The 19,490-nt window shown below is 65.2% G+C and carries 19 protein-coding genes and 1 pseudogene; 7 read left to right on the top strand and 13 right to left on the bottom strand.

Features of this window, described 5'->3' with window-relative positions:
* Positions 1–8 precede the first annotated feature (8 nt).
* The 4 genes from ACWIGM_RS14460 to ACWIGM_RS14445 form a co-directional block, all read right to left on the bottom strand.
* Positions 9–1,745 (bottom strand): cache domain-containing protein, encoded by a 1,737-nt coding sequence (locus ACWIGM_RS14460; protein ID WP_454026616.1) that lies wholly within the window; start codon positions 1,743–1,745, stop codon positions 9–11.
* Positions 1,746–1,778: 33 nt separating this feature from the next.
* Positions 1,779–2,789 carry an ABC transporter substrate-binding protein gene (locus tag ACWIGM_RS14455; protein WP_454027000.1) on the bottom strand — a complete coding sequence of 337 codons (1,011 nt, stop codon included), beginning with the start codon at positions 2,787–2,789 and terminating at the stop codon, positions 1,779–1,781.
* Positions 2,790–3,137: 348 nt separating this feature from the next.
* Complete coding sequence (locus ACWIGM_RS14450; protein WP_454026615.1) at positions 3,138–3,980, bottom strand: class I SAM-dependent methyltransferase; 843 nt, start codon at positions 3,978–3,980, stop codon at positions 3,138–3,140.
* A 92-nt stretch (positions 3,981–4,072) separates the two neighbouring features.
* The gene (locus tag ACWIGM_RS14445) at positions 4,073–4,438 is read right to left on the bottom strand and encodes a DUF1127 domain-containing protein (RefSeq protein ID WP_454026614.1); all 366 of its coding nucleotides are present in this window, start codon (positions 4,436–4,438) and stop codon (positions 4,073–4,075) included.
* Positions 4,439–4,887: 449 nt separating this feature from the next.
* Between ACWIGM_RS14445 and ACWIGM_RS14440 the strand changes: the two genes are divergently transcribed.
* Positions 4,888–5,235 carry a RidA family protein gene (locus ACWIGM_RS14440; protein WP_454026613.1) on the top strand — a complete coding sequence of 116 codons (348 nt, stop codon included), beginning with the start codon at positions 4,888–4,890 and terminating at the stop codon, positions 5,233–5,235.
* Between the two features lie 306 nt (positions 5,236–5,541).
* Here ACWIGM_RS14440 and ACWIGM_RS14435 read toward each other — a convergent pair whose 3' ends face one another.
* The 8 genes from ACWIGM_RS14435 to ACWIGM_RS14400 all read right to left on the bottom strand — a co-directional run bounded on the left by ACWIGM_RS14435 (position 5,542) and on the right by ACWIGM_RS14400 (position 12,399).
* Positions 5,542–6,273, bottom strand: a complete 732-nt coding sequence (locus tag ACWIGM_RS14435) for an amino acid ABC transporter ATP-binding protein (protein WP_454026612.1) — start codon at positions 6,271–6,273, stop codon at positions 5,542–5,544.
* Positions 6,254–6,907, bottom strand: a complete 654-nt coding sequence (locus ACWIGM_RS14430) for an amino acid ABC transporter permease (protein WP_454026611.1) — start codon at positions 6,905–6,907, stop codon at positions 6,254–6,256. The genes ACWIGM_RS14435 and ACWIGM_RS14430 overlap by 20 nt, the downstream gene beginning before the upstream one ends.
* Positions 6,907–7,608: an amino acid ABC transporter permease gene (locus ACWIGM_RS14425; protein ID WP_454026610.1), complete on the bottom strand. Its 702-nt coding sequence runs from the start codon at positions 7,606–7,608 to the stop codon at positions 6,907–6,909. Before ACWIGM_RS14425 ends, ACWIGM_RS14430 begins: the two co-directional genes overlap by 1 nt.
* 65 nt (positions 7,609–7,673) lie before the next feature.
* On the bottom strand, positions 7,674–8,477 hold the full coding sequence (locus tag ACWIGM_RS14420) for a transporter substrate-binding domain-containing protein (protein WP_454026609.1): 804 nt from the start codon (positions 8,475–8,477) through the stop codon (positions 7,674–7,676).
* A 74-nt stretch (positions 8,478–8,551) separates the two neighbouring features.
* The gene (locus ACWIGM_RS14415) at positions 8,552–9,532 is read right to left on the bottom strand and encodes a 2-hydroxyacid dehydrogenase (RefSeq protein ID WP_454026608.1); all 981 of its coding nucleotides are present in this window, start codon (positions 9,530–9,532) and stop codon (positions 8,552–8,554) included.
* 62 nt (positions 9,533–9,594) lie between these two features.
* On the bottom strand, positions 9,595–10,794 hold the full coding sequence (locus ACWIGM_RS14410; RefSeq protein WP_454026607.1) for a mandelate racemase/muconate lactonizing enzyme family protein: 1,200 nt from the start codon (positions 10,792–10,794) through the stop codon (positions 9,595–9,597).
* A gap of 79 nt (positions 10,795–10,873) precedes the next feature.
* On the bottom strand, positions 10,874–11,638 hold the full coding sequence (locus ACWIGM_RS14405; protein WP_454026606.1) for an SDR family oxidoreductase: 765 nt from the start codon (positions 11,636–11,638) through the stop codon (positions 10,874–10,876).
* Between the two features lie 2 nt (positions 11,639–11,640).
* On the bottom strand, positions 11,641–12,399 hold the full coding sequence (locus ACWIGM_RS14400) for a FadR/GntR family transcriptional regulator (protein ID WP_454026605.1): 759 nt from the start codon (positions 12,397–12,399) through the stop codon (positions 11,641–11,643).
* Positions 12,400–12,527: 128 nt separating this feature from the next.
* Here ACWIGM_RS14400 and ACWIGM_RS14395 point away from each other — a divergent pair, with 128 nt between their 5' ends.
* The 5 genes and pseudogenes from ACWIGM_RS14395 to ACWIGM_RS14375 form a co-directional block, all read left to right on the top strand.
* A complete protein-coding gene (locus ACWIGM_RS14395; RefSeq protein ID WP_454026604.1) occupies positions 12,528–13,547 on the top strand; it encodes a DctP family TRAP transporter solute-binding subunit in 1,020 nt (339 codons plus the stop codon).
* A 68-nt stretch (positions 13,548–13,615) separates the two neighbouring features.
* Positions 13,616–14,629 carry a TRAP transporter substrate-binding protein gene (locus ACWIGM_RS14390; RefSeq protein ID WP_454026603.1) on the top strand — a complete coding sequence of 338 codons (1,014 nt, stop codon included), beginning with the start codon at positions 13,616–13,618 and terminating at the stop codon, positions 14,627–14,629.
* Positions 14,630–14,699: 70 nt separating this feature from the next.
* Complete coding sequence (locus ACWIGM_RS14385) at positions 14,700–15,278, top strand: TRAP transporter small permease (protein WP_454026602.1); 579 nt, start codon at positions 14,700–14,702, stop codon at positions 15,276–15,278.
* Positions 15,275–16,555 (top strand): TRAP transporter large permease, encoded by a 1,281-nt coding sequence (locus tag ACWIGM_RS14380; RefSeq protein WP_454026601.1) that lies wholly within the window; start codon positions 15,275–15,277, stop codon positions 16,553–16,555. Before ACWIGM_RS14385 ends, ACWIGM_RS14380 begins: the two co-directional genes overlap by 4 nt.
* 15 nt (positions 16,556–16,570) lie before the next feature.
* Positions 16,571–16,672 (top strand): annotated as a pseudogene (locus ACWIGM_RS14375) (helix-turn-helix domain-containing protein); the annotation flags it as partial.
* Positions 16,673–16,897: 225 nt separating this feature from the next.
* Here ACWIGM_RS14375 and ACWIGM_RS14370 read toward each other — a convergent pair.
* Positions 16,898–17,503: an amino acid synthesis family protein gene (locus ACWIGM_RS14370; protein WP_454026600.1), complete on the bottom strand. Its 606-nt coding sequence runs from the start codon at positions 17,501–17,503 to the stop codon at positions 16,898–16,900.
* A gap of 136 nt (positions 17,504–17,639) precedes the next feature.
* On the opposite strand from ACWIGM_RS14370, the gene ACWIGM_RS14365 reads away from it, so the two are divergent.
* Positions 17,640–19,442, top strand: coding sequence for a helix-turn-helix domain-containing protein (locus ACWIGM_RS14365; protein ID WP_454026599.1), 1,803 nt, complete (start codon positions 17,640–17,642; stop codon positions 19,440–19,442).
* Positions 19,443–19,490 lie beyond the last annotated feature (48 nt).

The raw sequence follows: 19,490 nt of genomic DNA, 5'->3' as shown, positions 1-19,490 counted from the left end.
TGGAGCACCTAACCCGCTGCCGCTTGGCCCGCAGCGAAAACCCGAACTGGCTGGTCGAAGCCTTTCAGGACGCGGACATCCAATTCGACGAGAGGCGCGCGCCCATCGACGGCATCTGCAGCGACCATGTCGATCAGGATTTCGGCATTGCGCGCGCTCGCGCACAGACGCGCTGCGAGGTTCACGACGCTTCCAACCGCCGTGTATTCGAGCCGGCCTTCGGAGCCGATACGCCCGACGGTCGCCGGCCCCATTGCGAGCCCGACCCCGAAGCCAAGTCGGTGATCCAGCGTCTGTCGATCGCGCAAAAGGGACTGGACGGTCTTCTGCATGTCCCGCGCCATGTTGACGGCGCACAAGGCCGGGTCCGGACGCGGCACCGGGGCGTTGATCAGGACCATCATCCCGTCACCTGAAAAATGCGTCAGCGTCGCCCCGTGATCGATCACCACCCGGTCCAGGGCATCGTAGTATTCGCTGAGGAAACTCATCACGATTTCGGGTTCGGCGCGCGCCGAAAAGGCTGTGAAACCCCGCAAATCGCCGAAAACGACGACCACCTCGATGCGCCGACCCTCGAGCACGCTGTCGTCGCCGGAGCGGTCGACCAGTTCAGCCACCTGTGGTGCGAGAAACCGCTTGAGCCGGCCTATCCGTTCCGAGCGTTCCTGCGAGACTGCCAGATCGCCGGCCATCGCGTTGAAGCGTGTCGCCAGCCGCTCGAACTCATCGCCGGTGACGATGTCGATCCGGTGTTCGAATTGCCCCGCGCCGATCCGCGCCACACCATCTTCCAGAATGCGGATCGGTTCGATCATGCGCTGTGTGAGCCAGTAGGCAAGCGCAACCGCAAGTCCGGAACCAACAATGAGGAAGGCGCCCGTGCGCCAGAGGGCCGCGTAGATCGGCTCGAATGCCTCGGCGATCGGCTGCTTGACGACGACGCTCCAGTCGACACTCGGTATCGGCGCCATTGCGGCGAGAACCATTTGCCCGCCGATGTCGCGTCCCTCGGTTGCCTGTCTGCTTTGCGTCGCAATACGCGCTCTGAGAATCTGGAGCGGCCATATTGCGGTCTGGTCGGCCCGAAGAACCAGGCTGATATCAGGGTGAGCGACGAGGCGCCCTGGTTGGTCGAGAACGAACGCTACCCCGGTTCGTCCGACCCGGATCGCCGAGATGACGTCCCAGATCAGCTTGAGATTGACCTCGGCGACTGCCACACCCACCGCCGAGCGGGTGCCGGCGACTGCAATGGTCAAAAAGGGCTCGGAGCCGGCATGGAAGGTCACGGGCCCATACCAGGCGCCGCCCGGGGGGATACTCTTGAGCGCCGGATTGACCGAATGGTCGGCGCCGCTCTCGACCTTGTTGAGTCCCATGCGCGAGACGAATACGCGCTCTCGCCCCGCTGCATCGACAAGGGTCAGGCTGACGACGGCAGGGACCTGACGCAAGAGGCGAAAGGCGTCGAGCCTGCGCCTTTCTTCGGCGCTATCGGACCATGGCAGCTGAACCGTCCACGCCAGCTGATCGCGGATCCCATCCAGGAAGTCCTGAATTTTCGCGGCGGCGGATCGGGCTTCCGCTTCGAGAAGGTCGTTCAGCCGGGCCTTCTGGTCGCGATGGCCGAACCAGGCTTCACTGCCGCCGGCGACAAGAAGGGGCACGACGACCGCCGCGAACAGCGCGATGAAATATTTCGCGAAGAGCGAGCTCCGTGGGGCGAGTGGCGATTGGGTCACCGTGACAGCTCATATGCCGGCTTTCCGGCCAGGTTATTCGATCACCACGTCCGCGCTGCTCAGGATCGAAGGCGGTATGGTCAGTCCGAGCTGTCCAGCCGCCTTCAGATTGACGAACAGCTCGACCTTCGTCACGCGCTGGACCGGCAGATCGGAGGGCTTCTCACCCTTGATGATCCGGCCGGCATAGATCCCGGTATGGCGGTGTGACTGCTGGAAGTCGCCGCCATAGCTCATCAGGCCGCCGGCGTTCGGGAAATCCCGCGCCTGGGTGATGGCGGGTACTTTGTGATGCACGGCAAGCTCGGCGAGGCGCCGACTTCGGTAGGCGAAATAGGGATCGGAGGTGAAGACCAGGCCGGGCAGCTGCATCTGGGATACAGCCGCGAACAGGGCCTCCAGTTCCGGCTCGCTGCTGGCCTTGAGGAGGCGCAGCTCCAGTCCGAGACTGCTCGCGGCGGCCTGCAGGTTTCGCGATTGCGAAGCCGAGGTCGGACTCGTCGGATTGACGGCGACGGCAAAGGTCTTGGCGGCCGGAAACAGCTCGCTCATGAACTCCAGCCGTTTCAGCGAGACCTCCACGCTAAGGCTGCTTACGCCGGTGAGATTGCCGCCCGGCCGGGATAGGCTGGCGACCAGGCCGAGCGCGACCGGATCGCCGCCCATCTCGAAAACAATCGGGATCGTCTTGGTCGCCGAGCGCGCGGCGAGCGCGACTTCCGCACCGCCCGGCGCGACCATGACGCTGACCTGGCGATCCGCCAGATCCAGCGCGAGCGCCGGCAGTCGGCTGTACCGGCCTTCAGCCCAGCGAAAATCGATCGCGACGTTGCGGCCGTCGACATAGCCTGCTTCAGCCAGGCCCTCGGCAAAGGCAGCGAGGCGGCTGCGGTAGGGTTCGGGGGATTCCGAACCGAGATAGCCGATGACCGGCGTGGCCTTTTGCTGCGCACGGGCCGAGACCGTTGACACCGCCATCGCGCCGAGCAGCGCGATGGTCTCGCGCCGCGTCGTTGGAACAGCCTGGCGCAAGGAGCAAGGCATGAACCGCACGGCCGTTCCCCTTCCGACCGACATTGGTGCAGGTCAGGTAACGCCCAACTTGCTCCATCCCCCCTCATATCATGCTGGATGAACCGTGTCGCGAAACTGGTTCGCCACCGGCCTACCTAAACAGGGTTACGACGCTCTTAGCCCGTCAGAGCGTCAGCGGCCTGCCTGTTCAATGCGCGAGATGTGCTGGCGCCTGGCGGCAGGGGCGAACGGATAAGCGCTGCAACAGACTGGACGCCTGTTGCAGCGCAGGTATCAGCGTGGCCACAAGGGTTTAAGTGCGAGCGGACCGCGCCGGAGACCGATATGGAACGCCGGCGCGGACAAATGTGATCGAACTCAGTTCAGCCCTCGCGTGACGACAACCTCGAGATAGCTGCTCGGCACCACCACGGTTGCATCGCCCGAGCAGTTGAACTGTTCGACCAGCGCCATCAGATCCTGCGTCAACGCCGCCTTGGCAGGCTGGTCCAGCGCCCCAAAAACCTTGAGCACCGGTCCATAGTAGCTGTTGAAGACCTGGAGCCAGTGCTCCGGCGAGCGATAGCGGAAGACGAAGTCGCGCCGCGTCGTCTGGACGGAAGCGCCAGCAGAGCCGAACAGCTCGACCAAGCGCTGCTCAGTGCCCCAGAGCGCCGGCGAACGCAGCCCGGGAGCCGGCGGGACATACTTTCCGATCGTCTTGAAGAGATGGCCGATGAAGCCATCCGGCGTCCAGTTGGCCATGCCGATCTTGCCACCATGCCTGCAGACCCGCAGCAGCTCCGCGGCCGCGCGCTCCTGATCCGGCGTGAACATCACCCCGAAGGTCGACATGACCGCGTCGAAATGGCCGTCCGCGAACGGCAATGCTTCGGCATCGGCTTCATGGAAGGAGATGTCGAGCCGCTCGGCCGCGGCACGCTCGCGGCCACGCTCGAGCAAGGCCGCGACATAGTCCGTGCTGGTGACGTCGCACCAGCGGCGAGCCGCGGCGAGACTGGCATTGCCGTTCCCAGCGGCGACATCGAGCACGGCCTGGCCGCTGCGCAGATCGAGCGCCTCGCACAGACGTTCGCCGACAATCTGGAGGGTGGTTCCGACGACGGCATAGTCGCCGGACGACCAGGCGCCGTGCTGGCGGAGCTTGATCGCCTCATGGTCAATCTTCTGCGGGACAGCAGCTTGAAGCATGGTGGACATTGGATGTTTCTCCCTGTGAGGTTTGCTCGGTAGGCCCGGATGAACGGGTGGGGCATGGCGCTTCGGGGGGCCTCGCGCCGTACAGTGAGCGGTCATGGCCGCGGATCGACGCGCCGAACGCTGAACTCGATCTCCGAGCGGCTGATGCCGATATCCTTCAGTATCCTGTCGTCGAGGCTCGACAGCGCGTTTGCGGCGTGGCGTATCTGCGCCCCAAGGGCGATCCTGCGCAGCCGTCCCGACAGCGCCTCGATCAGCCTGGTCGTCAGGGGGCGCCGGGCGGGCTTGCGATGAGGCGGGACGAAGGGGCCATGGACCTCATAGAGAAACTGTTCCCCGAGGATTTGCCCGACCGCCATGCGCCCAGCCAGCCGGTCGAGCACCGACTTGGTGCGAGGCCGCAGCGTGTCGGTCAGGTCATCGATGTCGTAGAGAAGATCGCTTTTCAGCGCATACATGGTGCCGCTCCCACTGCCTTGTTCGCCGCCTCCTCGGGCGGTGCTGCGGCTTTGTGGCGGCTCAGGGGGCATCTCGTCTGTGAGGTGCCGCACATAGGCAATTCAGCGTCGCGGCGCGGCTGATGACGTAGGAATACTGGAGGCTGTCGAAAGCTCCTGGCGGCTGCGAGAATATCGCCGTCCCTAGCCTAGTCTCGAGCTTCGGGGATAATCGTCACGGCTGGAGCTTATCGCGGCACCAAGGCCTCGCTGTGCCTCTTCCGCGAGTGCCGGCTGGCAAGCACGGCGACTAAGACCGTCGCAATGTCAGGTTTCGGGCCTCAAGCCAATGCCCGCTCCTGGCGCATCGCGGTGATATGGCGTCGTCGCGATGTGCATCATAGAGGGATCAGCGCCGGCGAACCGACCCCGGGAAATCGGCTGAAGACCGAAACGATGGAGCTGACCCTATGATTGAACGAATTGGCATGACGGAACGCTGGAGCGATGCAGTTATCGTTGGAGATCTGATCTTCCTCGCGGGCCATGTCGCCGAGCAGACGCGCGGACAATCCGTCAAGGTGCAGACCGAGGAAGTTCTGCTCAGCCTCGATGACACGCTGGCCCAGGCCGGCGTCTCCAAGAACAACCTGGTCAGCGTGACCATTTACCTCGCCGACATCGCGGGGTTCGCCGCCATGAACGAAGCTTGGGACGCCTGGGTCGCAAAAGGCCACGCGCCGGCCCGTGCGACCGTCGAGGCGCGCCTTGCCCATCCCGACCTCCTCGTCGAGATGACGGCTATCGCCTCCCGATAGTTCCGCGCCGGTCGCATTGGCTCTATCGCCAACTGCGAAGACGATCCATCGGGCTTGATCGCTCGACGGAAAGATGGTGCGCACCTCCCTGAACCAACAGCTTCTGTGGGCTGGATGCCAACAAGGTTGTCTTCTGATCGATCTGCTTTTCGGAAAAATTGATTCTGCAGTTCGCCGATCACTACAGATCCAGAGGTCTGCTTTCGGGCAGGCCTCTAATGTCCGCTTCTGGCGCAAATCGGAGCTTCAAAGGTCCAAGCACCGCAACCGGATGTGAACCTGTCGAAGCACGGATCGGCAAACTGCTCAGTGCGCCCCAGCCTTGACGAAATTGCGCAGCTCGGGCGTCTGCGGCGCGGCAAAAAGCTGCGTCGACGGGCCGCTTTCCCAGATCTTGCCCAGATGCATGAAGACCGTGGTGTTGGCGACGTTACGGGCGAAGTTCATCTCATGTGTGACGAGAAGCATGGTCATGCCGCCCTTGGCGAGCTTTTCCATCACCAGCAGCACCTCGCCGGTCAGCTCCGGGTCGAGGGCGGAGGTGACCTCGTCGAAGAGCATCACCTTCGGCTTCATCGCTAGCGAGCGGGCGATGGCTACGCGCTGCTGCTGGCCGCCGGAGAGATTGTCCGGATAACTGTCGAACTTGTCGGAAAGCCCGACCTGGGCGAGCACGTCCTTGGCCAGCGCCAGCGCTTCCGCCTGCGGCACGTTCTTGGTGATGCGCGGCGAGAGCATGATGTTCTGCCCGACCGTCAGATGCGGGAAGAGGTTGTAGCTCTGGAAGACGATGCCGACGTCCTTGCGCAGCTCGCGCAGGCGCTTGGGATCTTGGTCGACCGCATGGCCGGCAACCTCGATGCGCCCCGACTGGAAGGCTTCGAGCCCGTTGACGCAACGCAGCAAGGTCGACTTGCCCGAGCCCGAGCGGCCGATGAGCGCGACCACCTGACCGGGCTCGACGGCCAGCGACACGCCTTTCAGGACTTCCAGCGAACCGTAGCTCTTGTGGACGTCTTCAATGAGGACGGCTGGCATTCATCACCTTTTCGAGATGGCGGCTGAGCCGGGAGAGCGGGAAGCAGATGGCGAAGTAGATCGCCGCCACCAGCGTGAAGATCTGGAAGGGCTGGAAGGTCGCGTTGTTGACGAGCTGGCCGGCCCGCGACAATTCGACGAAGCCAACCACCGAGACGATCGAGGTGTTCTTCACCAGCTGGACCAGGAAGCCGACGGTCGGCGGCAGCGAGATGCGGATCGCCTGGGGCAGGATCACGTAGCGATAGGTCTGCGCCGGCGAATGGGCCAGCGAGGCCGAAGCCTCCCATTGCTGGAACGGCACGGATTCGATCGAGCCGCGCCAGATCTCTGCGAGATAGGCCGAGACATAGACTGCAAGCGAGGCCGAGGCGGCGAAGAAGGGTGGCAGCTCGATGCCGAACAGCGAAAGCCCGTAATAGCTCATGAACAGCACCATGAGCACCGGGATCGACTGGATCACCAGGATGTAGCCAGCTGCGAAACGGCGCAGCAGCTTGATCCGCGACAGGCGCAGGATGGCGAGGATTCCGCCCATCAGGCCGCCGATCAGGAAAGCGATCGCGGTCAGCAGTAAGGTCCAGCCGGCGGCGCGGAAGATGAAGAAGGCCTCGGGCCAACCGAAGGTCACCATCACGCCGCCTCCGCCTTGGCGTCGAGCCGGTCGACGCTGGAGAGGCGCGGAAAGATCCGCCGGCCGAGCCAGAGCAGCGAGACCTTCAGGCTGAGTGCCAGCGCAAGATAGATCAGCGTGACGACGATATAGGTCTCGAAGCTGCGGAAGGTGTTCTGCTCGATGATCGCCGCCGTGCCGGAGAGCTCGGGCACCGAGATGAAGGAGCAGATCGAGGACGCCAGCAGCATCAGCACGAACTGGCTCGACAGCGCCGGCCAGACCCGCGCCAGCGCCGGCATCAGCACGACATACTGGAAGACCTGGCGCTTCGTCATGGCGAGCGACAGGCCGGCCTCGATCTGCGAGCGATGGATCGAGTCGACGCCGGCGCGGATGATCTCGGTCGCATAGGCGCCGAGGTTCAGCGTCATGGCGAGCAGCGCAGCTTCGGTACCCGACATGCGGATGCCGATCAGCGGCAGCCCGAAGAACATCATGAAGAGCTGCACCAGGAAGGGCGTGTTGCGCATCAGCTCGACATAGGCGTCGACGAGCATGCCGACCCAGCGGCCGAACAGGCTCTTGGCGGCGACGAGCAGCACGGCGAGGGCGAGGCCCAGGACGATCGCGCCGAAGGACAGCCCGATCGTCAGGAGCACGCCGTTGAGGATGCGGTCGGCTTCGGCGAAGACCGCGTCGAACTGGAACTGATACCGCATGATCCCTTCCCTGCGGCTCGCGCGAAGCCAGCGGAGGAATGCTCCGCCGGCAGCTCAGGGACGGGTCAGAAGGTCGGCAGCGCCGGCAGCGGCGAGCCAACCCATTTCTCGGAAATGGCGTTCAGCTCGCCATTCTGCTTGATGTAGTAGATCGTGTTGTTAAGCCACTGCTTCAGCTCGTAGGCGTCCTTGCGGACGGTCATCGAGTTGGGCTGCATGCCGAAGACGAACTTCAGCTCCGTCTCGGTCTCGCCGCGTGCCTTGATCGCGGCGTTGGCCTGCGCATCGGGGCCGGCGATGGCCTCGACCTGGCCGGAGAACAGCGCCTGCATGGTGGTGGCGTCGTCCTCGAAGCGCAGGATGGTGAGGTTGAGCTCCTTCTCGCGATTGGTGAACTCACGCTCGACGCTGGAGCCGCGATTGACGCCGACCTTGCGACCCTTGAGGTCGGCCCAGTCTTTGATCGCCGTGCCCTTCTTGGCGTAGATGCCGGTCTGGAAGGCGCTGTAGGGAATGGTGAACATCACGGCCTTGGCCCGCTCGGGCGTCGGCGCCAGCGTTGCGATCAGGAAATCGACCTTGCCGGCCTCGAGTGCCGGAATGCGCGAAGGCGGCGTCAGCGGCACGATTTCGACGGGGACGGCCAGATATTTGCCGACGAGTGCCGTGACGTCGGCATCATAGCCGATGGCGTTGCCCTGGGCATCGACGGAGCCATAGGGCGGAGCGCCGATGAGCACGCCGACCTTGACCTTGCCGCGCTTGACGATCTCGGTGACCGTCTGGGCCGAGGCCTGGCTCGCCACAAGCATGCCAGCGCCGAGTGCCAGCAATGTGCCGGCGATCCTGAGTTGCCTGAAGACTTTCATTGGACGTTTCCCTGGTTGGCGGCGTGCCCGCCTTCGTTGTTTCCGGCTTCGTGCGGCCGGCTGCTGGAGAGGGTTCAGGCCTGTGCGGCCCTGACGAGATTGACGAGCGGCTCGCCTGCTGCGCTGCGGCGGATATTGTCGGCGATGGTCTGCTGGCGGCGCCGGATCGTGCCGCCGGTCCAGCCGGACATGTGCGGCGTCATCACGATGTTCGGCAGTTCGTGGAAGGGCAGGCTCGCCGGCAGCGGGTTGGCGTCGGCCGAGCCTGGATAGCGATACCAGGTGTCGATCACGGCACCGCCGATCCGGCTCTGCTGCAGCGCCGCATAGAGCGCCGTTTCGTCGATGATCGGGCCGCGGCCGACATTGAAGATCACGGCGTCCGGCCGCATCGCCGCGAAGGCGGCTTCTGCGACGAGGCCTTTCGTGTCCAAGGTCAGCGGCAGCGAGACGACGATCGCATCGGCCGAGCCCCAGAATTCGTCGAGCCGGTCGAGCGTGAAGGCCTGATCGACCAAGTCGGAGGTCGCGACCGGGCTGCGGTTGGCGACATGGACCTGCATCTCGAAGGCCTTGGCCCGCCGGGCGATCGCCTTGCCGATATGGCCGAAACCGAGCAGGCCGATCGTTTTGCCGGCGATCTCGCCATGAACACGGTCCGGCGCGCCGGCCCAATAGGCCCAGTCGCCCTGGCGCAGCCGCCGGTCGGCATCGACCAGCGGAACATGGCGGGCCAGCAGCGCGCTCATCACGTATTCGGCGATCGCCTGCTCATGGCCGAAGCAGTTGCAGACGTTCGTACCGGCCGGTAGCGCAGCGAGGTCGACCGCGTCGTAGCCGGCGCCGGGGACGTGAAAGAGCTTGAGGCCATCAGGCCTGGGGAGCGTGCCGTCGAACTTGACGCCGACGATGACGTCCGCCCCGGCATAGGCGCGCCGGTCGGCCTCGTCGCTCAGGGCATCCGGCAGAACCCGGATGTTGGCCTCGCCGCCGACGAGCTCCCTGAAATCCCGGCTGAAGGACGCGGCGTTCTCGCCGTGGAAGATGATACGCATGAACTGATCCGATGTCGCAGTTGCGAGGCCGGCCAGGCTTGGCGCCCCGGCCGGGATGGGGCTCAGAGCGTCGAGCGGCGGACGGTCAGGTCGGAGCGCTCGAACACGGCGGGCAGCAATTCGACGCCGAGCCCCGGGCCTTCCATCGGCAGCACATAGCCGTTCTCGAACACCGGCATCTCGGTGACGAGCTCCTTGTACCAGCCGGTGTAGAAGGCTCGGACGGATTCCTGGATCAGCGTGTTGGGTTGGCTGAACGAGGCGTGGATCGCCGCGATGAAGCCTACAGGGCCGATGCAGTCATGCGGCGCGAAGGGCCGGTGATAGGTCTCGGCCATCGCCGCGATCTTGCGGCCTTCGGTCAGGCCGCCGGTCCAGCACAGGTCGGCCATGACGATGTGCATGGCATCCCGGTCGAGCATGTCCTTGTAGGGGAAGCGCGAGCCCAGCGTCTCGCTGGCGCAGACCGAGACGGTGGTCGAGCGCGCATACTCGGCGAGCGCCTGCGGCGAGTTCATCCGGATCGGATCTTCGTACCAGGTCGGGCTGTAGGGCTCGAGCGCGCGGGCGATCTTGATCGCGGTCGGCAGGTTCCAGAGCGAGTGGAACTCGACCATGATCTCCATCTTATCGCCGACGGCCTTGCGGATCTTCTCGAAGGGCTCGATCGCCTTCTTCATCTGCGCCGGCGTGATGTGGACTCCCTGGTTCTCGATGGCGGGCGGATCGAATGGCCAGATCTTCATGGCGGTGATGCCGCTTTCGAGCAGGCTTTCGGCGACGGCGTCGGCGCGGTTCATGAAGCCGTCGAGATCCTCGTAAGGGCCTGCGGATTCGCCGAGATTCCAGGTCGAGACAGGTTTGATGTTGTGCGAGCGCACATATTTGTAGCCGGCGCAGGTGTTATAGATGCGCTGCCTGTCGCGGCAGAGACCGCCGAGCATCTGGTGCACCGGCTGGCCGCAGACCTTGCCGAAGATGTCCCAGAGCGCGATGTCGACGGCCGAGGTCGCGCGCGACTCGACACCGGTCGAGGCCTGCGCCATCGGCAGGTTCGACATCTCGCGATGCAGCGCCTCGATATGCAGCGGATTCTTGCCGAGCAGGCGCATCGACAGCGTGTCGTGCAGATGCGACTCGACCGCTCCGGCGCCATAGAAGGTCTCGCCGAGGCCGATGATGCCGGCATCGGTGTGGACGCGTACCCACAGGACGTTGGCGAACTCCTCGGTCCGCATCGTCTCGATGGCGGTGATCTTCATGGCGTTTTCCCTGAATTCTCTTCTTGCAGGCGGCGGCGCGATCGGCGCGCCGGCCCTCGTGATCGGACAGCCGGGCGGCTTACAGCACCGAGATCATGCCGCCATCGACATAGATGATCTGGCCGCTGACATAGTCGGAGGCAGAGGAGGCGAGGTAGACGCAGGTGCCGACGAGCTCGTCCGGCCGGCCCCAGCGCCGGGCCGGCGTGCGGCCCTTCACCCAGGCGTCGAAGGCCGGGTTGTCGATCAGCGCCTGGTTCATGTCGGTGAGCATGTAGCCGGGGCCGATCGCATTGGCCTGGATGCCGAGCTCGCCCCATTCGGCCGCCATCGCCTTGGTCAGCAGCTTGATACCGCCCTTCGCCACCGTGTAGGGCGCCACGGTGGCGCGGGCGAGCTCGCTGGTCAGTGAGCCGATATTGATGACCTTGCCGTGGCCGCGCCTGGCCATGCGCCGGGCCGCCTCGCGGCCGGTGACGAAGGCGCTGGTCAGGTTGGTGTCGATCACGCGCTGCCAATCGGCCGTCGCGAGTTCGAGCATCGGCTTGCGAAACTGGATGCCGGCATTGTTGACGAGGATGTCGACCGCAACGCCTTCAGCATCCAGTGCCTCGAATGCGGCGACGACGGCCGTCTCGTCGGTCACGTCGAAACGCAGGCCGCGCGCGCTATGGCCGGCGGCCGTCAGGGCGGTGACCGCTTCATCGAGCCGGCCCTGGTCAGCACCATTGAGGATGATCGTAGCGCCCGCAGCAGCGAGCCCTTCGGCCATGGCGCAGCCGAGCCCGCGCGACGAGCCGGTCACGAGCGCGGTGCGCCCGGAAAGATCGAAAAGCTTGTTCACGTTCAGCGTTCCTGGGGCGCTATCGCCTGAAGCGCGGGATGGACCGGCGGCGGGCCGCCCGTGGTGATCTGCGAGGCGTAGCGGCGATAGGATTCGCCGATATGCTTGCGCATCGCTTCTCCGGCCCCGGCCGGATCGCGTGCGCGGATGCGGTCGAGGATCGCGGCATGGTCGGCGCGGCGGATCGCGATATTCGACGCTTCGCCCCGATCCTTGTTGCGCATGCTCTGGATCGAATTGAGCAGCGGGCTCGAGACGAACTGCAATACGTTCAGGAACAGCGGGTTCTGGGCAGCTGCGGCGATGGCAAGGTGCAGCGCCAGATCGTGCTGGGCGCTTTCCTCGCCGAGATCGTCGGCCGCGTTGAGGGCAGCGTCGGCCGCTTCCATCCGTGCCAGATCCTCAGGCGTATGGCGCAGGGAGGCAAGCTGCGCCGCCTCGACTTCCATGCCGAGACGAAATTCGAGGAACTGCAGGATCGACTGTTCCGACGCTTCGATCTCGGCCCGCCGCAGGCGTAGCGAATCCTGCTGGTTGACGAACAGACCGAGGCCGCGCCGGCTTTCGACGATGCCGTCGGCTCGCAGAAAAGCGATGGCCTCGCGTACCACCGGCCGGCTGACGCCGAGCTGGCGCGCCAGCTCGGTCTCGGAAGGCAATCGCGCGCCCGGCTGCAGCGCGCCGGTCCTGATCGACTTCGCCAAAGCGGCGGCGGCGTCGCTGGCGAGATTGGGCCTGGATCCGATCGATGACAGCTGCATGGCGTTTCCCGATGTTGCCTTACAATGTCATGCTGTCAGTTGTTTGACAACCTGACATCCGCAGCGTTATGGGGACTAATCGGCGCCGCCAGCAGAGCGACATCAAGCGCGCCCCACGGGAGGTCTCCATGCTCAACCAGACGCGTCGGACCGTGTTCGCCGGCCTCGCCGCCGGAGCAATCGTCGCCGCGGCTCATGTCGCGCCGGTTTCGGCCCAGGATGTGAAGACCGCCAAGCTCGGCCACTCCTTCGCCGATGCCCACCCGCGTGCCACAGCGATGAAGCGCTTCGCCGAGGAGGTCGCCAAGGCGACCAATGGCAGCGTCAAGGTCGAGGTCTTCGGCAATGCGGCGCTCGGCTCCGAGGAGAAGATGCTGATCGCCACCCAGTCGGGCACGATCGATTTCTACATGGGCGCGCTCTCGCCGATCGCTGCGCGCAAGAAAGAACTCCAGATCTTCGACTTCCCGTTCCTGTTCGCGAGCGACGCCGAGGCGGCAGCGGTGCTGGACGGGCCGGCCGGCCGTCGCCTGCTCGACAACCTCGCCGACATGAACCTGCAGGGGCTGGCCTGGTCCGGCGGCGCTTTCCGCAACCTCTCGAACAGCAAGCGGCCGATCGCCTCGCTCGCCGACATGAAGGGCCTCAAGGTCCGCGTCATGCAGAGCCCGATGGCGCTGGCGAGCTTCAACGCCATGGGCATGAACGCCGTGCCGATGGCCTTCACCGAGGTCTATACGGCGCTGGAGACGAAGGCGCTCGACGGCTACGAGCACCCCTTCGTCGACATGTACGCCAACAAGATGTTCGAGGTGCAAAAGCACCTGACGGTCACCAACCACGTCTACACGCCGGTGGCCCTGCTCGCCTCGAAGCGGTTCTGGACCTCGCTGACGCCGCAGCAGCAGGCCGCGATCCAGTCCGCCGCGGAAACGACACGCGCCTTCCAGAGGGACGTCGAACTGCGCGAGGCCGGCGAGGTCCTGAACGAGCTCAAGGCCAAGGGCATGGCCGCGGTCGAGATGCCGCCGGCCGAGCTCGACGCCATCCGCAAGGCGATCGAGCCGGTGATCGCGAAGAATTCCGAGGTGATCGGCGCCGCCTTCGTCAGCGACTTCTACGCCGAGATCAGGAAGCAGCGGAAATGAGACGCTGCCCGGCTTTGCCGCCGGGCCGCTGGCGCGTGCTCGTCAACGAAAGAAACAGGGAGGCAGTCATGATCCATTCGACTTCGCGGCGTTCGGCGATCGCCGCGCTGCTGGCGACGACTTTGCTGAGCTCGACCGCGGTTCTGGCCGAGGTCAAGGCCAAGATCGGCCACGCCATGCCGGACACCCATCCGCAGGCCACCGCCGTGAACAAGTTCACGGAACTCGCCGGCACCTACACCAATGGCAATGTGAAGGTGCAGGCCTTCCACTCTGCCATGCTCGGCAGTGACGAGAAGCAGCTCCAGGCGGTGCAGGCCGGCACGCAGGAGTTCTATATCGGCACGCTTGCGCCGCTCTCGACAAGGGTGAAGGAGGTGCAGGTCTGGGATCTGCCCTTCCTCTTCCAGAACGAGAAGGAGGTCTATGCGGTCCTCGACGGCGCCTCGGTGAAGTCGATCTTCGAGAAGATCGAGCCGAGCGGGCTGGTCGGCCTGACCTGGACCGGCATGGGCTTCCGCAACCTGTCGAACAGCCGTCGCGCGGTGAAGACGGCCGAGGACGTCTCCGGCCTCAAGCTGCGCGTGATGGCCAATCCCGTCGCACTCGACACCTGGAAGTCGATCGGCGCCAACGCCGTGCCGATGGCGTTCTCAGAGGTGTTCACCGCGCTCGAGGTGAAGGCGCTCGACGGGCAGGAGAACCCGCTCCTGCACATGTGGTCGAACAAGATGCAGGAGGTGCAGAAGTACATCTCCATCACCAACCACGTCTACACGCCGGTCGCGCTGGTCGCCTCGAAGAAGTTCTGGGACACGCTGTCAGCCGCCGACAAGGCCGGCATCCAGAAGGCCGCGGTCGAGGCCGGGCTGTTGCAGCGCAAGCTCCTCGATGAGGGCGACCGCGACGTCATCGGCAAGTTCAAGGAAGCCGGCGTGACGGTCGATCAGGTCTCGTCCGAGGATCTGCGCAAGGTCCAGGCCAAGGTCAAGCCGGTCGTCGACAAGTTCAAGAGCCAGATCGGCGAGCAGTTCGTCGACGGCTTCACCGCCGAGATCGAGAAGGCGCGCGCCGCCAAGTAAGGCAGGCGCACGCAGATGGCCGGCTCGCGGCGAGCCGGCCGAACTCTCCGCACGCACCACGAGGGGATCGATGGGCACTCTGCTCGCAACCGGGGTCAGTTGGTTTTACCGGCTGATCGAGATCATCCTGGTGGCCTGCATGGCCGTGATGCTGGTCATGGTCTTCGGCAACGTGGTGCTGCGGCTGTTCTTCAACACTGGCATCGACCTGTCGGAGGAGATGCCGCGCTTCGCCTTCGTCTGGATGACCTTCCTCGGCGGCATCATCGGCCTGCACCGGCGCAGCCATCTCGGCGTCGACATGGTGGTGCAGGCGCTGCCGGTCCTCGGGCGCAAGGTCTGCTGGGCGATCAGCCAGGTCGTCATGTTGATCTGCGCTCTGTTCATCTTCTACGGCACCTGGCTGCAGCACGACATCATCGCCGGCAATGCTTCGCCCGTCGCCCAGATCAGCATGCTCTGGGTCTATGGCGTCAGCTACGTCACCGGCGCCGCCATTGCCCTGATCTGCCTGTCCAACCTGATCCGCCTGGCCCGCGGCGAGGTCGGGGACGACGAACTCATCGACGTGCACGAGGAAGGCCTCGCAGAGGGCCTCGAGGCTGCGCGTGACGTCAAGGCGAACACCGCCGGAGGAGCCAGGTCGTGATCGTCTTCGTCTTCATCGCCTCGCTGCTGGGGCTGATGGCGCTCGGCATGCCGGTCGCCTTCGCACTGATCGGCTGCGGCCTCGTGATGATGCTCTCCATGGGCATCACCGATCCCCAGATCGTCATCCAGAACATGTGGGACGGCGCCAACAGCTTCCCGCTGCTCGCCGTGCCCTTCTTCATGCTCGCCGGCGAGCTGATGAACGCCGGCGGCATGACCCGCCGGATCATCACCATGGCGATGGCCTGGATCGGCCATATCCGCGGCGGCCTCGGCTATGTCGCCGTGGTCGCAGCGGTGATAATGGCCTCGCTTTCCGGCTCGGCCGTCGCCGACACGGCGGCGCTGGCTTCGGTGCTGATCCCGCTGATGCGGAACGCCGGCTACAACATCAATCGCTCCTGCGGCCTGATCGCCTGCGGTGGCATCATCGCGCCGGTCATCCCGCCCTCGATCGGCATGATCATCTTCGGCGTCACCGGTGGCGTCTCGATCACTAAGCTCTTCATCGCCGGCATCGTGCCCGGCGTCCTGATGGGCGTCGCGATCATGCTGGCCTGGCGCTGGAGCATCAAGCGCGACAATCCGCGCGTGGAACCCAGGCGCAACATGGCCGAGCGGCTCACCGAGACGCGCAACGCGCTGTGGGCGCTGGTGCTGCCGATCGTCATTATCGGCGGTCTCAAATTCGGCCTGTTCACGCCGACCGAGGCTGCGGTCATCGCCGCTGCCTATTCGCTCTTCGTCGGCGTAGTGATCTATCGGGAGATCAAGATCCCCGACCTGTTCGCACTGATGTACCGCGCCGCCGAGACCACGGCCGTGATCATGTTCCTGGTCGCCGCCGCCGGCGTCTCCGCCTGGCTGATCACCACCGCCAACATCCCCCAGCAGCTCGCGCAGATGGTCGAGCCCTTCATGGGCAACAAGATGCTGCTGACGGCGGTGCTGATGCTGCTGGTGCTGATCGTCGGCACCGCGCTCGACTTCACCCCGACGGTGCTGATCATGACCCCGGTGCTGATGCCGGTCGTGAAGCAGGCGGGCATTGATCCGGTCTATTTCGGCGTGCTGTTCATCATGAACAACGCGATCGGCCTGGTGACCCCGCCGGTCGGAACCGTTCTCAACGTCGTCTGCGGCGTGGCGAAGGTCCCGATGACGGGCGTGATCAAGGGCGTCATGCCGTTCATGATCGCCCAGACCATTGTGCTCGCACTGCTCGTGATCTTCCCGCAGATCGTGATGTGGCCGCTGGCGTGGATGTCGCGCTGAGGTCTGAGGCATCGGCGCCCTGGCTTCAGCCAGCAGGACATTAGCGACCTCGAGCGCGGGCGACGGAGCCCCACCGTCATTACGCTATACGAGCTGGCGTGTGCTCTTGGCCCATAGCCAACGCTGGGAACGTCTGGTTTCGCGCAACTCATAGCGGTTTGCGGCCAGTCCGGGCTGGCCCTTTGCCGACATCCCGCATGCCGACTTCCCGGCTGACCGGTTCGATGGCCGGCGGTACCTCCGCGGCTGCCGATCGGCGAAGGCGGTCGGTGCCGGTTTATGGGCCAGCCCTTGTGTCGCCGGCATCAATCGGCCCGCAGACCGGAGCGCGCACGCTCCCGCTTATGCAGGCACCGTCTCGCCTGCCGCCTTCTCGCTATCCATGTCCTTCATGTCCTCGAAGCGATCGGCGATGCGCGGATGGAGGCGGCCGCTATCTGAGGCGCCGATCGCGACCATGATTTCGTCGGGTCCCGGCGCGTCGGCGATCTGGAAGGTCGCGGTGATGAAGTGCGAGCGCTTGCCGGTCTCGCTTTTGTGGATCATCGGTAGGAAGATCAAGGCGCCAGGAGCGGTGCGGGTATTGGTGAAGCTCAGGAAGGCGGTCCCGGAGACCGCCTCACGGAAGACGTTGCCGAAGCGCAGCGTGTGAATCAAAGCGGAGGCATGCTCGATCTCGCCGCTGATGCCGACGATCGCTGCCTTGCCATAGGCTTCGACGCGCTCTCCCGGCATCGCTGCCACGAGCCTACGCGTCATCTCCTGGCCGAGCGGGCGCGCGATCCGCAGGATTTCCGGCCGCAGGTTCTCGACGAAGCCCTGGCCGGCCCAGGGGTTCTTCACCACGGCGGCGACGACCACCATGGTGACCGGCCGGGGGGCAGCCTTGCCGCCTTCGAGCATGGTCTCTTCCGTGAAGGTCGCGATCTTGCGCAGCCCGATATCCATGCTCGCCTCCGGCGTTTGAAGTGTCGACGCAGGCAAAGCTAGTCGCGGCTGTGCGCATGTCTTCCTCCGGTTGCTAGGAAGAACCGGCGGGAGGATGCTGCGAGCCTGCGAAGATTGCCAGTCAGGATCAGACGTGATGCTCGACCCGGTTTCTCAGATCGCCTCGCTGCGCGATGTCGCCAGCCGGATCAATTCCGGCTCCGATCTCGATCGGCTGCTGCTTGATCTGGTCAAGGTCGCCTGCGAGCATGGCGGCTGGAGCATGGGCTCGATCATGGCGGTCGATCTGACGCATGGCCATGCCAATGTGGTCGCCCGGCACGATCCCACCTTGCTGCGCCGGCGCCTCGAGGATCGCTGGGAGCTCGCGACGAGCCCAGCGCTGCTCGCTTTGCGGTCGGGCGAGCCGGTCTATATCGAGGACGCCAGGACGTCCGAGGACTTCCCCGGCTATCGGCGCGAGGCGTTCGAGCGCGACTATCGCTCGGTGATCGTCCTGCCGCTCGGCAGCGCCGATGCAGAGGGACGTCCGATGGTGCTCAGCCTGGTCTCCCGGGCCTTGAAGCCCGTGCCTTCCGAAGATCTCGCCTTCATGGCGATGATCGCACATCTCGGGACCATCGCGGTCGAGCGCGAGCATCGCCTGCGGGCCGCACGGGGCGTTGCCGAGGATTTGCGCCACGCACTGGTGGCGCAAAGCGACCTGCTGCAGGAGGTGCTGGCCGGAGGCTCGATCGAGGCCTTGGCGGAACGGCTCGGCGAATTCCTGCAATGCGCGGTGCTGGTGATCGATTTTTCCGCCAACACACTCGTTGCCAACGCCTCCCCTGTGCCGGACATGCTCGACACTACCGCCTGGCGCAAGCTGCTCGCCGAGGGCGAGGCCGACCGGCTGATCGCGCAGCTCCGGCAGGGCGTTGCCCGCGAGGAGGCAGACAGGATCGAGCTGCCGATCGCCCATGGCGGGCGGGCGCTGCGGCTTGCGGCAGCGATCGAGCCGCTCGCCGTCGAGGCTGAGAAGGTCGGTGCGCTCGTGCTGTTCGGCGAAGAGCAGGGTGGCGATCTCAGGCGACTGACAATCGACAGCGCGAAATTCGCCTTGAGCGTCCAGATGATGCGCAGCGTGATCCGCTTCCGCTTCGAGACCCGGACGCTGACGGAGCTCTTCTTCGAGATCGTCGAGCGGCGCTGGCGCGATCCCGACGACATCCTGCGCCGGGCGCGCCATCTCGGCGTCTCGCTCTCGCGACCGCTGCGGATGATGGTGGTGGATCTACCTGCCGCCGGCCATGGTGAGCGCGACCGTACGCAGCAGGCGCATCAGAGCGTCGCGCGCCTCGCCAGCCAGCTCGGCCTGAGCTGCCACATCGTCGCGGTCGGTGCCGGGCTCGTCTGCCTCGAGCCCGAGCCGGAGGGGCCGAAGCGCGACGCGTCCGACCGCTTTGCCAAGCGCATAACCGACGTCCTGCGCCACGACCTGCAGGGCGAGCCGATCGTGGTGATCGGCGGGCTGTGCCAGGAGCTCGACGACTATGCCGGCGAGTGGGAGCGGATCTGGCGCATGGTGCGCATCGCCCGCGGCTTCAAGCGGACCGGCGTGCTGTCGGCGCTCGATTTCGGGCCGTTGCCGATGCTGATCGGCGCGGCCGATGCGGCCGAGGTGCGCCGGTTCGTCGATGGCAGCATCGGCCGCGTCGCGACCCATGACCGGGAGCACGGCACGCCCTATCTCGACACGCTCACCACCTATCTGCGCCATGGCTGCCGCAGCCAGGCCTGCGCCGATGCCATGGCCCTGCACGTCACCACGCTGCGCTACCGGTTGACGCGGATCCAGGAGCTGTTCGGGATCGATCCCGAGCCGCCCGATACGCGCTTTGCTCTGGAACTGGCGCTCAAGATGCACGGCCTGATCGAGGGAGCCGCTCCCGAGGCCTGAGCGGAATCGCGGAAAATTTCAGCGACTATTCCGCGCTTTCATAGGAAG

It is taken from the genome of Allobosea sp. NPDC055332, assembly GCF_053645455.1.
The sequence above is the reverse complement of the archived record's forward strand: the minus strand, read 5'-3'. Positions and strand labels throughout refer to the sequence as shown.